The 14,047-nt window shown below is 66.0% G+C and carries 12 protein-coding genes and 1 pseudogene; 7 read left to right on the forward strand and 6 right to left on the reverse strand.

Translation table 11 applies throughout. The features are described 5' to 3' along the window. Positions 1-1,042, reverse strand: a 1,042-nt coding sequence (locus OOT46_RS26680; RefSeq protein ID WP_265406671.1) for a PAS domain S-box protein, incomplete at its 3' end; no start/stop codon positions are given. Positions 1,043-1,852: 810 nt separating this feature from the next. Here OOT46_RS26680 and OOT46_RS31060 point away from each other — a divergent pair. The 3 genes and pseudogenes from OOT46_RS31060 to OOT46_RS26690 form a co-directional block, all read left to right on the forward strand. Further along, a pseudogene (locus OOT46_RS31060) lies at positions 1,853-2,227 on the forward strand (transposase); the annotation flags it as partial. After that, positions 2,228-2,917 carry a glutathione S-transferase family protein gene (locus tag OOT46_RS26685; protein ID WP_265406672.1) on the forward strand — a complete coding sequence of 230 codons (690 nt, stop codon included), beginning with the start codon at positions 2,228-2,230 and terminating at the stop codon, positions 2,915-2,917. It abuts the pseudogene before it with no gap. Between the two features lie 30 nt (positions 2,918-2,947). Next, complete coding sequence (locus OOT46_RS26690) at positions 2,948-3,805, forward strand: MerR family transcriptional regulator (protein ID WP_265406673.1); 858 nt, start codon at positions 2,948-2,950, stop codon at positions 3,803-3,805. Between the two features lie 502 nt (positions 3,806-4,307). Here OOT46_RS26690 and OOT46_RS26695 read toward each other — a convergent pair. Genes OOT46_RS26695 through OOT46_RS26705 form a run of 3 tightly spaced genes read right to left on the reverse strand, consistent with a single transcriptional unit; the run spans position 4,308 to position 7,691 of the window. After that, complete coding sequence (locus OOT46_RS26695) at positions 4,308-5,912, reverse strand: ATP-binding protein (RefSeq protein WP_265406674.1); 1,605 nt, start codon at positions 5,910-5,912, stop codon at positions 4,308-4,310. Positions 5,913-5,914: 2 nt separating this feature from the next. After that, the gene (locus OOT46_RS26700) at positions 5,915-7,279 is read right to left on the reverse strand and encodes an ATPase domain-containing protein (protein WP_265406675.1); all 1,365 of its coding nucleotides are present in this window, start codon (positions 7,277-7,279) and stop codon (positions 5,915-5,917) included. After that, the gene (locus OOT46_RS26705; protein ID WP_265406676.1) at positions 7,257-7,691 is read right to left on the reverse strand and encodes a response regulator; all 435 of its coding nucleotides are present in this window, start codon (positions 7,689-7,691) and stop codon (positions 7,257-7,259) included. The genes OOT46_RS26700 and OOT46_RS26705 overlap by 23 nt, the downstream gene beginning before the upstream one ends. A gap of 439 nt (positions 7,692-8,130) precedes the next feature. On the opposite strand from OOT46_RS26705, the gene OOT46_RS26710 reads away from it, so the two are divergent. Together OOT46_RS26710 and OOT46_RS26715 are read left to right on the forward strand one after the other, a co-directional pair. After that, entirely contained in the window at positions 8,131-9,537 is a 1,407-nt protein-coding gene (locus tag OOT46_RS26710; RefSeq protein ID WP_265406677.1) for a response regulator, read from the forward strand. Beyond that, on the forward strand, positions 9,530-10,699 hold the full coding sequence (locus tag OOT46_RS26715; RefSeq protein WP_265406678.1) for a PAS domain-containing sensor histidine kinase: 1,170 nt from the start codon (positions 9,530-9,532) through the stop codon (positions 10,697-10,699). Before OOT46_RS26710 ends, OOT46_RS26715 begins: the two co-directional genes overlap by 8 nt. Positions 10,700-11,203: 504 nt before the next feature. Here the strand turns inward: OOT46_RS26715 and OOT46_RS26720 are convergent. Together OOT46_RS26720 and OOT46_RS26725 are read right to left on the reverse strand one after the other, a co-directional pair. Beyond that, a complete protein-coding gene (locus OOT46_RS26720) occupies positions 11,204-12,343 on the reverse strand; it encodes a glutathione-independent formaldehyde dehydrogenase (RefSeq protein ID WP_265406679.1) in 1,140 nt (379 codons plus the stop codon). Then, the gene (locus OOT46_RS26725) at positions 12,340-12,858 is read right to left on the reverse strand and encodes a hemerythrin domain-containing protein (RefSeq protein ID WP_265406680.1); all 519 of its coding nucleotides are present in this window, start codon (positions 12,856-12,858) and stop codon (positions 12,340-12,342) included. Before OOT46_RS26725 ends, OOT46_RS26720 begins: the two co-directional genes overlap by 4 nt. 200 nt (positions 12,859-13,058) lie before the next feature. Here OOT46_RS26725 and OOT46_RS26730 point away from each other — a divergent pair, with 200 nt between their 5' ends. Then, a complete protein-coding gene (locus OOT46_RS26730) occupies positions 13,059-13,265 on the forward strand; it encodes a hypothetical protein (RefSeq protein WP_265406681.1) in 207 nt (68 codons plus the stop codon). A 12-nt stretch (positions 13,266-13,277) separates the two neighbouring features. Next, positions 13,278-14,018 carry a type 1 glutamine amidotransferase domain-containing protein gene (locus OOT46_RS26735; protein ID WP_265406682.1) on the forward strand — a complete coding sequence of 247 codons (741 nt, stop codon included), beginning with the start codon at positions 13,278-13,280 and terminating at the stop codon, positions 14,016-14,018. Positions 14,019-14,047 lie beyond the last annotated feature (29 nt).

Raw genomic sequence — 14,047 nt, forward strand, 5'->3', positions numbered from 1 at the left:
GGCGCCCCTGCAGCTCCAGCCCGGCGCCCATGGGGCGTACCTTGGGCTCCTTGAAGAACCGGGTTCGGTGCTCGGGGTGTGTCGCGCGGAAGCGCTCCGGGATCAGGATCTCGATCGGCTGGCCAAGCAGTTCTTCGCGTTGGTAGCCGAACAAGCGCTCGGTCTGTGAGTTGACCAGCACAATGACGCCGGCGGTGTTCACGATCACCATCGCGTCCGGCGCCGACTCCAGCAGCCCACGGAACTTCTGCTCGGCCTTGCGCCGGGCGGTGATGTCGCGGATCGCGCCCATGCTGACCCGGCCAACATCCGTCTGTAGCGGGCTCAGGCTGATCTCGACGGGAAACTCCTCGCCGTTCTTGCGCATGCCGTAGAGTTCCAGTCCGACAGCCATGGGACGGGTGCGCGAGCGGCTCACGTACCCCGCACGGTGGCCCACGTGCGCTTCCCGGTAGCGTAGCGGCAGCAGCACTTCCAGCGGCTGCCCTACGAGTTCGTCGCGCGAATACCCAAACACCGCTTCCGCCTGGCTGTTCACCAGCACGATGCGACCGATGTCGTTGACCATGACGATGGCGTCCGGCGTCGACTCGAGCAGATCACGGTAGCGTGCCTCGAGCAGCTGGGAATCGCGCCGAACCTTCAGATGTGTGACGTCGGTTTTTCCGTAGACCCAACCGCGCAGTGCGCCGCCGGGGCCGTGCAGTTCACGCACGCAGGCATTCACGTAGATCAACGCGCCGTCCTTGCGGCGTCGCATGGCCTCGTAGCTGCGCGGCGTAGCTGGCCCCGACAGACGCTGCGGCCCGACCTCGCCGTCAGTTGCGCCTTCCGGAATCACCAGTTCGCGCAGTGTGCGCCCGATCGCTTCATCCCGGGCAAAGCCAAACAGCTCTTCGGCGGCTCGGTTCCAGCAGCTGACCAGGCCGTCGGGCGAAACAACGATGACCGCACTCGGCACCTCTTCCAGTGTATGCAAGCTGCGGTGCTCGTGGTCTGGGGCGAAAGCCTCGCTGGCCGAGCTCCTGTATTTGTCGTCCATGCTGCCGCTCCAGTACTGCGTTTGAGCCTTGGTATGCGCCCCAACCATCCAAGCAATGGCCGTTCCGGCGATGCCGACCGCGTCGAGGTACGCACACGCGGCGGTGAAACCGCCGACCGGCCTTGACGAGCCAAGCGACGGGTGGGCGGCGCGAGCGGCACGGAGCGGTCCGTGGTCACCCGCTTTCCGCTCTGCGCCGAACGGCTAAGAGATGAACAGGTAATATTTGCAGATCTGCTCTATTGCCCCATTTGCAGGACTGGACGGTGACGACGCGCAGATCACCGGGTTTCCTCCGAAATGCCCTTCAGTCCCCGCGCTCGTACAACAGAGCCTCGTGTCAGCAGGGCGGAGGCGGCTGCGGCGGCAGGAGAGACGCCGCTTCTGGAGCAGCACGCGCGGAGATCTCGGCGCCGGTCCATGAGAGTCCGCGCTCGAGTCTGGGCGTCGGCCAGCGGCGGGTGCCGAAAGCTGTCATGGGAAAGCCCCACGAGAAGGGCGCAGGGCCAGGGGTTAACGTCAACCCACCGCGGCCACCCACTCCTCGCTCTTGCCGCGGAGCTGCCTCGCTTTGCCAAGGTCCAGTGCGTGGCTTCGGACGCCGTCGGCAAATGGAACGGGCGTGTCGTCGACGGGCGCGATTTCCCGCAACGGCGCGGGTTCTGGGCCATTCTGCGTAGGCCACGCCTTCGCCCTTCTCCGCCGTTTTTGGCCCGGTTGGACTCTCTTTTCCTCTCTCTTCTCTAAACATGGTGCGCAAGCGCGAGCACAAGGAGCTGCTGGCCGAGGGGCGGTGCCACGCGGCGCACGAGCAAGTACCTGTGGCTGTACAGCGCCGAGAACGTGCCTGAGAAATCACGCAAGCGCTTTGACGTCCTGAAGAACGCCGAGCTCAAGACGCCACGCGCGTGGGCACGGAAGGAATCGCTGCGCCAGCTGTGGCACTTCACCCGCCAGGCCTGGACCGAGAAGTTCTGGCGGCGCGGGTACTTCTGGGCCCCACACTGCCTGGTCTTGTCAGCGGTTCTCGGCAGTACGGACCAGCGGGAGGACGCGGCCAGGAGCGGTCGTTCTGAACACATGCCGCGAACCCGCCGCTGGCGGGCTTGCCGCATGGGCTTGACTTTGACGCAACGTCAAACTCGAAAGTACCAGCTCCCAACTGTTCCTTCTGAGGAGAGCTGAATGCTGAAGATCTACGGCGTACCAATTTCTGTACACGCGCGCAAGGTGATTGTGGTGTCCAGGCTGAAAGCACTGCCCTACGAGCTGGTGCCGGTGGCCCCCGTGATCCCCGGGAGCTTGCCGCCGAACTGGCGCGAGCTGAGCCCCACCGGGCTGATCCCTGTGATGCAGGACGGAGACTTCACACTTGCGGACTCATCTGCGATCTGTGTCTATCTTGAGCGCATGCACCCGCAGCCATCCGTGTACCCGAGCGCCCCACGCGACCATGCAAGCGCTCTGTGGCTCGAGCAGTACGCTGGCGGCACGCTGTTCCGCCAGATCGTGCATCCTCTGTTTCACGAGACCGTCGTGAATCCGAACATCCTGCAGCAGCCCACCAACCCGCATCGGGTCGACGAGGTAGTGACCCGCGCCATGCCGGAGGTGTTCGGCTACCTCGACTCCGTTTGTGGTGGCGCTCACCTCGCCGGGCCTGTTCTGTCGGTGGCCGACATTGCGGTGGCGTCTAACCTGGTGACACTGCAGTACCTCGGCTTCATGCTCGATCGCTCTCGGTTCGCCAAGCTCGCCGGATTGTTGGATCGAACGATCCGTCACCCGGCGTTCATCGAGGCGCTGCGGGCCGAGCAACCGGCGGTGCAGCAGATGGGACTGAGGGGCGATTTCCTGAAACCTGTCCTCGCCTAGACTCACGAACCACGAACAGGAGGCAGCGGCATGTTCCGAATCGGTGACTTCTCGCGCGTCGCACGGGTTTCGGCACGGCTGCTGCGCTTCTACGACGAGATTGGCTTGCTCGCCCCGGCCCACAGCGATCGGCAGACGGGCTATCGCTACTACACCATCGATCAACTGGCGCAGCTCAACCGCATCACGGTGCTGAAGGAGCTGGGCTTCAGCCTCGAGCAGGTGGGTGACATCCTCCGCTCGCCGGCACTCGATGCGGCGGAACTGCGGCGCATGCTGCAGCTCAGGCGCAACGATGCCGAGCGGGCCGTTGCACTGGAGGAGCAGCGATTGCGCAACATCGAGACTCGCATTGCACAGATCGAGTCAGAAGGCGCCATGTCGGTCGACGACGTGATCGAGCGCGCAGAGCCGGCGCGTCAGCTACTGTCATTGCGCCGTACCGTGGCTTCGCTTGCGGAAGGGCGAGCCTTGATCGGAGTGCTGCGAGAACAGTCGCGAGCGCTGCTGCCCAAGAACCACGGTTGCCAGTTGGTCGCCGTGGCGCATTCGTCGCAATTCGAGAGCGACGAGATCGATGTCGAATTTGGCTACACGGTGGATGGCTTGGACCTGCGCGTCCCTGGTGAGGGCTCGATGCTGAAACTGAGCGAGTTGGTCGCGGTCGAGCGCATGGCTGTGTGCGTGCGCATTGGCCTGCCGGAGGACGCCCATCTGGTCACGGCGAAGATCGGGCGCTTCATTGCGGCGAACGGCGACGTGTTCGATGGGCCCAGTCGAGAGGTTTTCCTGCAGCCGCCCGATCCACAGCGCATGCACGAAGCGGTGGTTGAGATGCAGTTCCCGCTGCGCCGGAGTTGCCTGGATCAAGACAGACCGGACAGATGACACGGTCGGGCTTGCTTCGATGCCCGTCTGCTTCGCCGACTCGCAGAGGTCAGCAGTGGGTCGGAGTACGACCGTCGAACCCCCCACAGGCGTCGCCCAACAGCTGGCTTGCGGGTTCTCCCGGTGTCTCTGCTCCTGCAAGACGATGCGCAACCGCTCTCTTCGACACACGTGGAAGTGCTTGATCTGAAACGCCTTCTGCGAAGGTGGCCTACGCAGAATGGCCCAGAACCCGCGCGGTTGCGGGATACCCAGAAAGCAAAACGCCCAGCCGAGAGCGGTTGGGCCTTGTGTTCTGGTGCAGGACAAGGGTGCTGCGGCGAGCCTTCCTCTCAAGCTCCTGGGGGCTTCCACGTGCGGCGGCGGGGGCGGGGGGGCTGCTGGTGGAGGAGCGGGGGGTGGCCCGGCTGCACCGCGACCGAAAGATGATCACCGGTCCGCCACTGGACATTGAGTGACATGGCGGTTGCGGGGGCCAGGCAATCGGCCGTAGCGTCCACGTTCAAGGAGTAGCGGCCCCGGCTCGTCTGTTCGTGCCGAGTTCGGATCGCAGGAGCACCTTCTCGATCAACTCGAAGCGGACGGGTTTCGTGAGATGAAGGTCGAAGCCGGCCGCGATCGCGCGCTCGACATCCTCGGAGAGGCCGTAGCCCGAAACCGCGACCAGCAGGCAGTCTTCGAAGTCGCCCGTGCGCCTGAGCGTGCGGGCGACTTCGTATCCATCCATCCCCGGCAAGCCCAGGTCGCAGAAAACCAGATCGGGCGCGTGGGACAGCGCATTGGCGACGCCGGACTCTCCATCGTGCTCTACCTCGATGTCGTGCCTGCCGTTGAGTTCGATCAGCTGCCGGAGCGTTTCTGCCGCGTCGGCGTTGTCTTCGATGATCAGGATCCGGCGGTGGCTGAGGTCCGTTCCCGGTGCGCTGGCCACAGGACGAGGCACTTTCCTCCGCGTCAGCGGCAGTCGCACGGTGAAGGTCGTGCCTTGGCCATGCCCTTGGCTCCACCCGCTCACGCTGCCGCCCTGCATCTCCGCCAAGCCTTTCACCAGCGCGAGCCCGAGTCCCAGGCCTCCCTGCGAACGCGCAAGGCTCTGTTCCGACTGCCAGAACGGCTCAAAGGCGGCGTCGAGTTGTTGAGCGTCCATACCGAGGCCGGTGTCCCGGATCGACACGATCGCCATCCCGGCGGCCGGGTCGCTGTCGAGCGTGACCGTTGCGCTGCCCCCGCGCCCCGTGAACTTGGCCGCATTGCTCAGGAGGTTCCCGAACATCTGCGCGATGCGCACCGCATCACCCCGCACACGCGCGGGCGCGGCCGGAAGCCGAAGGTCGAGGCCGATGCCGGCCCTCTCGAAGGTGCTCTGATAGTCCTGCACCGAGTGCGAGAGCAACTCGTTCAGATCGACGTCAGCGATCTGAAGCTGGACCCTGCCGCGGTTGATCCGGCTGATGTCGAGCAGGTCGTTCACGAGCCGGATCATGTGGTCGATCTGGCGCCTGATCACGCCGAGCGCGTAGGTCGCACCGGCGTTGTCGAATTCGACCCGCTGCAGCAAGTGCAGGCTGTTGCTGATCGGCGCAAGGGGATTGCGCAGCTCGTGTGACAGCATCGTGAGAAACGCGTCTTTGCGGCGATGGTCTTCCTGCAGGCGCTCGAGTGCTTCTTCGAGCTCGCGGTGCTGACGCGCGTGCGCGAGCGCGATCGCGACATGGTCGGAGAGCGCGGAGAGCATGAACTCCTCCGTTTCGCCGCACGGCGCGTCGCGCCGGTGGATGGCGAGCACGCCGCGGATTTCGCCCCGCTCGATCACCGGAGTCGCGACGAAGCGCTCTTCCGAGCAGTCGATCAGCCCGCACAGGCGCGAGCCGATGCGCTCGTCGAGCGGACAGTCGAACCCGCTTGCCCTCGCCGGATCGAGGCCGACAGAGGCAGCGACATCGGCCTCCCCGCGCTTCCCGCGGAGCAGGAGAACGCAGACGTTCGCATCGAGGGATGCCGCCGTTCTTTCCACGATCAGGCGCGGCAGTGCGGCGTAGTCGGTCGCGCCGGCGATTTCCCGGTTGAGTGCGAGCAGCTCTCGCATGCGCTCCGGCGAAAGCGTCATGATCAGCGCGGCTCGCCGACGACCGCGCCCTCGGAGGTGATGCGCAGCTGGCAGCGACGTCCGTCGTGCGCGCTCCCACGCGACTTGACGACGCGGATGGTGCGCTCCAGCGCCTCGCCCATGAGCATCTCGAGCTGCAGAACGTTGTCCACCAGCGGCGACACGTCGGCCGGGCTGAGGTTGTTGCGGCTCGCCTCCACGGTCAGCATGGCGGTGATGCCGAGTTCCGAAAAGCGCTGGGTGAGCGCATAGATGTAGTCGCGATAGCGCTGCTCGTCCTGTGCGGCGCTGAGGAGGTCATCGAGCGAATCGATCACCACCCGCTTGGCGCCCACCTCTTCAACGCGCCGGAACAAGCGACCGATGATCGAGTCGATCTGCAGTTCGACGGGGGAGGTATAGAGGTGTTCGAGGCCGCCGGTGACCAGGAGCTGGTCCGGGTCCCATCCCAGGTTCCTGACGATGCGGCGCAGCTGCGAAGGATTTTCCTGGAAGCTCGCCAGCAGGGCGGTTTCACCGAGCTGAACGCCCTCGCGAAGGAAATGCAGCCCGACGATCGTCTTCCCGGACCCGGGCGGGCCGATCACGAGCGTCGACGTGCTGCGCAGCCACCCGGTCTCGACCATGGCGTCGAGCCCCTTGACGCCCGTCTGCAGGCGTTCCTCGGTCGTCGCATAGCTGCCAGTGCGCCGTGGGGTGATGAGCCGCGGGTAGACGCACAACCCCGAGGCGCTGATCTCGAACGCGTGCGAGCCGCCAAGGAATCCGCTGCCGCGTAGCTTCGCGACGCGGAAGTAGCGTGCCTCGCGCTTGCCGTGCTGTTCGCGCGTGAGCTCGACGATGCTGTCCGCCACCGCGAACTCGGGCAGCCGCGGCACCATGTCCGCGATGTACTCGCCGATCCAGAAGGTGGTGGTGTCGTACGCCGAAAGGCTTCCGGCGAGCTCGTACAGTACCTTGCGCCAGGTGACGAGGTCGGGCATGAGATCACCGATGGCCTTGAAGGAATCGAACACGATGATGGCCGGCCGATACGTCTGCAGTAGCTCGAACACGCGCTCGGGAAGGTGCTGCGGGCCCTCGGTGACGGCGTCGGCGATCGACTCGTAGATGATCTCGCTGCCAACCGCCTCCTCCTTCGCGAAGCTGAACTCCTGCAGGTAGGTGAGGACCTTGGGGAGGGGCTCGGAGATCGTGGTGAGATAGAGGACAGGGCGCTCCTTGCAGAGGTTCGCGAACGCGAGCTGCTCGACGAAGATCGTCTTGCCGCTGCCCGGCTGGCCCATGATCACGTTGATCGAGTTCACCGGGAAGCCGCCGTTCAGGATGAGGTCAGCGTCTCGGTTACCTGTGCTGATGCGCCGCATGTGCGTTTCCCTCCGAGTGTCCGATCAGATGGCGAACCGAGTCGATGAGCAGGGTGCCGTTCAGCGGCTTGCGCACATACGCGTCGGCGCCCGCCTCGCGGGCGCGGTCCGCGCACGCGAGGATGCTGACGATGATCACCTTGATGTCGCGCGTGGCCTCGTCGCCCTTCAGCTGCCTGCAAAGCGCAAGACCGTCGCATTTGGGCACGAGCACTTCCGTGATGACGAGCGCCGGCCTGGTGCTGCGCGCGTAGTCAAACGCGCACAGGCCGTCGTCGGAGAACTGGACCATATAGCCGGCCTCCTCGAGAAGAAAGCGCTCGAGTCGCCGCACATGCGGGTCGCGTTCCACCACCAGGACCAGGGCGCGCGCCTCCCGGGACTCGGAACCGTTACCACGATCTTGCTGCATTGTTGAACTGAAGTCCTGCGTCGCGTATGACAGAGGCAGCAAGTGGCGCACCTGCGGTTGCGCCTCGCGAGCGCGCACTGATGGCGGTCGCATTCCGCGAGGTGACGCTCCCGGGCGCGCGTGGTGTACATGGCCTATAGTCGGAACAAGATGGGCGCGACACGCAAGGGGAAAGCCGCTCTCGGTAGCCTTCGCGCAAGCCGTTGTCGGCAGAAGACTCCCGTGCGGCAAAGAGCGTCCAACAGAGGAAAAAGCGGCAGGGAGGGGCGTCGACATGACCCGCCGCCGTGGCCTCTCCGCTCAGTGCTTCCGCGCCGCACGGGCAGCTGATCGTGCGGCGGTCGGACACCTCCTACAGCCCACTGCGCGATGGCCGACGACTGCGTCGTGTGCGGCCCCTATCCTTTTCTTGTCGATCGCAAAGGAACAAGGGCCTGAGTTGAAGGACACCCAGGACGTGCACACCTCTCTTGCGCCTTCCGCGCGCGATCTGAGCGAGCTGTTGACAGCCTGCGGACAAGTGGCGAACGCCGATGCGGCCCGGCGCGGCATCGAGTTCTTCTTTGACTTTCGCGGTCCGTCGTTTTCGGTGCCCCATGTCGCCGGCAGCGTTCACCGCCTCGCAACCCACCTGCTCTCCATGGCGTTGCGGCCTCTCACGCGTGGCTGCGTTTTCTTTTCGGTAGATGTCGTCCCCCACCTCGCCCACCGAGCGACGCTCTGCCTGCAGATCGCGCAGACCGGCGAGCAGGCGAGTGTGCCGGTCGTGGAGGCACTGGCGGCTGCAACGTCACCCGCACCGCTCGAGCCCGGCGACATTGTGGGTGCGGCAGAGGACTTGGCGGGCGAGGAAGAGCGAGCCGCGGCGGCGCTCTGCGAGTCCTTGGGCGGCTCGCTCCTGGTGGGCCGCCTGCCGGGCGAGGGGCAGGTGCTGCGTGCGCAACTGTTGCTTTCGTATGACCAGCTGAACGAAGACCTCACCGCGGCCGCGGAGCATGGCCTGGAGGCATGGCTGGTCGGTGAGCCGCCCGTGCTGTACGGGGCGCTGATGCGGCGCCTGGAGCGGCTGGGATGGCGGACACGGCTGCTGCGCGGCGTGGAGGCCGCGCTGGCGCATTGGGAGCGCAGTTCCACAGCGGACGCCGGTGAGCTACCTGGACTGGTCTTCGGCGCGACGCACTACCATGTGACGGAGCAGGCGTTCATGCGGCTGATCGGGCGGCTGCCGCCCGGGACGCCCGCGGTCCTGGGCCGTCCGCGGCAGTTCGGCGGGGGGATGCCGCCGCCAGCCAACGACGACCCCCCGGCCTATGAAGATGTACCGATCAGTCCGCGTCGCATGCACCGCATCACTGTCCGTGCTCTGGCCTGGGCACACCGCCCGCTGATTCTCACCGGCCGCGCATCGCTCGCGCTGGCCCCGAGACCCAAAGTGCTGGTGGCCGAGGACAACCTGGTGAACCAGATCATCCTGCGCGAGATGATCGAGGTCCTGGGTTTCGAGGTGGAGATGGCGAATGACGGGTGGCACGCGGTGGAGTGCTGCCTCAACGCTTCCCCGGCACTCGTGCTGATGGATGTCGACATGCCGGTCATGTCGGGCATTGATGCGACCCGGCGGTTGAGGAACTTGCACCAGGACGGACGGCTGCCCCGGATGCCGATCGTGATCGCGTCCGCCCGTCATATGCCGGACGACCGGAAGTCAGCCAGCGAAGCGGGCGCCGACGCCTACTTGGAAAAGCCGATCGACATGGGTTTGCTGCAGCGCACGATCGCCAGGATGCTCGCACCTCGGGAGTCAGAACCTGTCTACCACCGAAGCGAGGGAGTACCGGATGAGTGACCACAGCGACCCGCGCATGGCAGGCCGGACGCCAGCGGATCCAAGCGACGCATTTGTACTGAGCTGGCTCAAGCAGTCGACCAATTACGCGGCGGTGATGCTCGATCCGCAGGGGACCATCATCGCGTGGCTCGGAGCCTCTGAGCACGTGCTCGGCTACTCTGCGGAAGAGGTCATCGGCCAGCCGGTGTCGCTCATCTTCACCGACGAAGACCGCGCCCTCGGTCTGCCGTCGCTAGAGCGGAGCGTGGCGCAGGCGGGCAGCAGCTCGCAGGACGATCGCTGGCACGTCCGCAAGGACGGCACCCGCGTCTGGTTCGCCGGCACGATCGAGGCGATTTGCGGTCCATCCGGGGAGGTGCTTGCCTATCTCAAGGTGATGCGCGACCGCACTGATCTGCGGGCGACCATCGAGACGCTCGAGCACCGCGTTGAGGCGCTGACCGGTGCCGCCCGCTGCAGAAGCGAGTTTTTCGCCCGGCTGGTCCATGAGCTGCGCAACGCGCTGGCGCCGATCAGCAACGCGACCGAGCTGATCCGGCGCGCCGCGCAACCTTCACGGCTGGAGTTTCCGCTGGCGATGGTGCGCCGCCAGTTGGAGCTGCTCGGTCGCATGGTCGGCGACCTGTTCCAGATCACCCGGGCGGGCGCGAACCAGCTGCAGCTGCAAGTCCAGAGGTTCGACCTGGCCGGCGAGTTGCGGCTCCTGGCGGCGACGGTCCTGCCGGCGTTCGAGGAGAAGCGTCAGCAGCTGCGGCTGTGCCTGCCCCCGGCCGCGGTCGACATCGAGGCGGACGGCGCACGCCTGCAGCAGCTGGTCGTCAACCTGCTGGACAACGCCAACAAGTACACGCCCGCGGGCGGCACCATCTGGTTGAAGTGCACCGTCGAGGGCCGCAGTGCCGTGATCCGGGTGCAGGACACGGGCATCGGCGTTCCGCCGGAGCTGCTGCCCCGGATCTTCGACTTGTTCACCCGCGAAGCGGCGGACCCCGCGACGGAGGGGCTGGGGGTCGGCCTGTCCGTGGTGAAGGAGCTGGTCGATGCGCACGGCGGATCCGTGGAGGTGCGCAGCGGCGGCAGCGGCCACGGCAGCGAGTTCACGGTGCGGCTCCCCCTGCATGCAGACGCCGCAGCCCGACAGACGGCAAGGTCGACGTGACCGGGTCGAGTTGCGCGCCGGATCAGCCGACGCCGGATACCGAGGCCCACGGGTGCAAGCTCGCCTCAGCGAACTGACGAGGCGGCGTGGAAGAGGGCCTTGAACCGCGAGGGCCAGGACCGAGGACCACGCCCTGTCGCTGGCGGAGCCTGCGGCGCAGGCGTTTTCTGCCGCAGATCTCGGTGGCGTTCAGCCCGGCGGTGGTGCTGCGCGAGATGCACGACCTCCGACGGTGAAGGAGGTGCGCATCTCGCAGCGCGTCAAGCAGAAGGCAGCGGCATAGGCACCAGAGGCCGCATGCGTGCGCGGAGTGCGTACTCGACGGGCAATAGAAACCGCCGACGGCAACTGCAGATCCGCAATGCCTCCCCTGCAACCGTTTGGGGAAAAGATGGTCTTACGCAGGGAACGGGGGCCTGCTCGTACAAGCGTCGCCGGCGCACTGCGGCAGGAGGCGGCCAGGAGCGGTCCCTGACTCTGGGCGTCAGCCAGCGGCCGCTCGGATCAACCGTTCGGCTTCAAGGTCACCTTGGTCCAGCCGTCCTTGCGCGCGTCGAAGTTCTTGTACGCCTCGGGCGCCTTCTCCAGCGGCAACTCGTGCGAGACGATCCACGAAGGCTTGACCTTGTCCTGTTCGATCAGGCGGCTGAGGAAGCGGTTGTAGGCCTTCACCGGGCACTGGCCGGTCCCCATCTTCTGGCCCTTGAACCAGAACATGCCGAAGTCGAATGCCATCTGCCCGCGTCGCTGCAGCTTGTCCTGTGCGTTCGGATCCTGCGGCACGAAGACGCCCACCGTTCCGATGTGGCCGGTGAACTTGACCGCATGGACCAGGTTGTTCATGGTGAGGTTCGGCTCTTCCTGCTGGTGCAGGTTGCAGCATTGGTAGCCCACGCACTCGCAGCCACAGTCGGCGCCGCGCCCGCCGGTCAGCTCCATCACCCGCTCGATGCCGCCGCCTTCGGTGTCATCGATGGCCACGGCGCCTATCTTCTCCGCCAGCGCCAGCCGGTCCTTGTGGGTGTCGACCACCATCACCAGGCTCGCGCCCTTGACGGTGGCTGCCAGCGCGGCCATCAGCCCGACGGGGCCGGCGCCGTAGATCACGACGGACTGACCGGGGCGCAGTTGCGCCATCTCGGTGGCGTGGTAGCCGGTCGGAAAGATGTCTGACAGCATCACGTAGTCGTTCTGCTTCTCCTGGGCGTCCCTCGGAAGGATCAAGCAGTTGTAGTCGGCATAGGGCACGCGCAGCAACTGCGCCTGACCGCCGTGGTAGGGCCCCATGTCGGCGAAGCCGTAGGCGGCGCCTGCGAGCCCGGGGTTGGTGGTCAGGCAGTAGTTGCTCAGCCCGCGCTCGCAGTTCTCGCAGAAGCCGCAGCCGATGTTGAAAGGCACGGACACCATGTCGCTGACCTTCACGCGGTCCACCGCCGGCCCGACCTCGATGACCTCGCCCACGTTCTCGTGGCCGAGGATGCGGCCCGGCCTCATGTCGGTCCGACCTTCATACATGTGCAGATCCGAACCGCAGATGTTGGTGCGTGTGATGCGAACAAGCGCATCGGTGGGACGCTCGACCCGTGCGTCGGGCATGTCCTTGACCTCGACATCTCGCGGCCCGTTGTAGACAAGTGCCTTCATGACGCCACCTTCTTCTTTCCGGCCGACGAGGGTGTCGGCGCCTTGGTTTGCACTTCCTTTTGCAATTTCTTCTTGCGTTCGTGAAGCTCGGGCACCATGCCGCGCAGATCGGCGACCGAGTAGCGCGCCTTCAGGAACACCTTCTCGCGCTCATCCATCACGTGGTCGATCACGGTGGTGAACAGGTGCATGACCGCGGTGTCGTAGCCGTCCTCGGTGGGCGCCATGCCCTGAATCCGCGCGATCACCTCTTTCGCCTCGGCGTGCTCTTTCAGTGCCTCGTCCATCAGCGCGTCGTCGTCAATGGCGGCACGCACGCGCGGGTAGAAGATTTCCTCCTCGATCTGCGTGTGGACCGTCAAATCCTGGCAGATCTTCACGACCAATTGTCCTTTGGTCTCCGAAGGACCGCCGTTGTCGCACAGGCCTTGGAAGTCAAGGAACAGCTTCTGGACCAGCTTGTGGTCCGCATCCAGCAGATCGATCGCATCTTCATAAAAGAGCGTGGCGCTCATGGCGACTCCTTGTGGACCGGGGGGGGGGAATCATTGTGCGCGTGCGGCATGCGTGCAGTGGCCAAGACCTTGCTGATGTGCAGGAACGTCGATGGCTCGCACGCCTGCTGCCGGCTGCGTCGGGCAGCCGCTCGCCAGCGCCGGAATGAACGCGGGCACCGCTCTTGCCGCGCATGAAGCCCCGACAAAGGAGTCGCCTCATGCTCGCCATGACCTACCGCGGTCCCTACCGCATCCGCGTGATCGACAAGCCGGTGACCGAGATCGAGCACCCGTGCTGGACGGACGAAGAAGGCGGCGGTCGTGGGCCTGGGCGCCGCGGCCTGGATCGTCTGGTCGCGATCGCACCGCCGCCGCTGGCGCGACCTCCTCACCGACCGCGGCGTGCGAGCCGCGACCAACTCTGAACGGAGCCCACCATGGAAGTCGTGCAACGGTTGAATGGAACACGGGTCGCGGTACTGGCCGCGGACGGTTTCGAGAAGGTCGAACTGACGGTCCCCGTCACGGCCCTGCGTGCAGCAGGCGCAGACGTCGACATCGTCTCCCTGCGCCGCGGGCGCATCCGCGGGGTGAACCTGCACGAGCCGGCAAGCCGTGTCACGGTGGACCGCTTGCTTTCCGAAGTTTCGGTGGACGACTACGACGCGCTGCTGATCCCCGGCGGCTTCATCAGTCCCGACCTCCTGCGCCAATCGGCCGAGGCTCGTGAGTTCGTGCGCCAGTTCGACGCCTCCGGCAAACCGATCGCGACGCTATGCCACGGCCCCTGGTTGCTGGCCTCGGCCGGGCTGACCGCCGGTCGCCGCATGACGTCGTGGCCGGGCGTGCGCGATGACATGGTCAACGCCGGTGCGACGTGGGTGGACGAGACCGTGGTGCGGGACAGAAACTGGCTCACCAGTCGCGGGCCGCAGGACATGGTGCCGTTCGTGGGCGCCCTGTTGCCCTTTTTCGCCGGACAAGCGCCGACCGCGGAGCCCGCGGCTTCCGGGGCCGTCTCGTCCCCGCAGCGCGATGCACCGCCGCAGCTGGTGCTGGACGCGATGAAGTGGTTGCCCCGGCCTTCGCTGCGGACCGTGGCAATGATCGGCGCCGGGCTCGCGTTCTACGCGGCCAGCGGCCATCGCAGCCACGGCTCGCACGCGCGTCCGCGTTAGAAGGCTGGCACGCTGCAGCCGAGCTGAAG

This window comes from Aquabacterium sp. A7-Y (assembly GCF_026153205.1).
Lineage (GTDB): Bacteria > Pseudomonadota > Gammaproteobacteria > Burkholderiales > Burkholderiaceae_C > Caldimonas.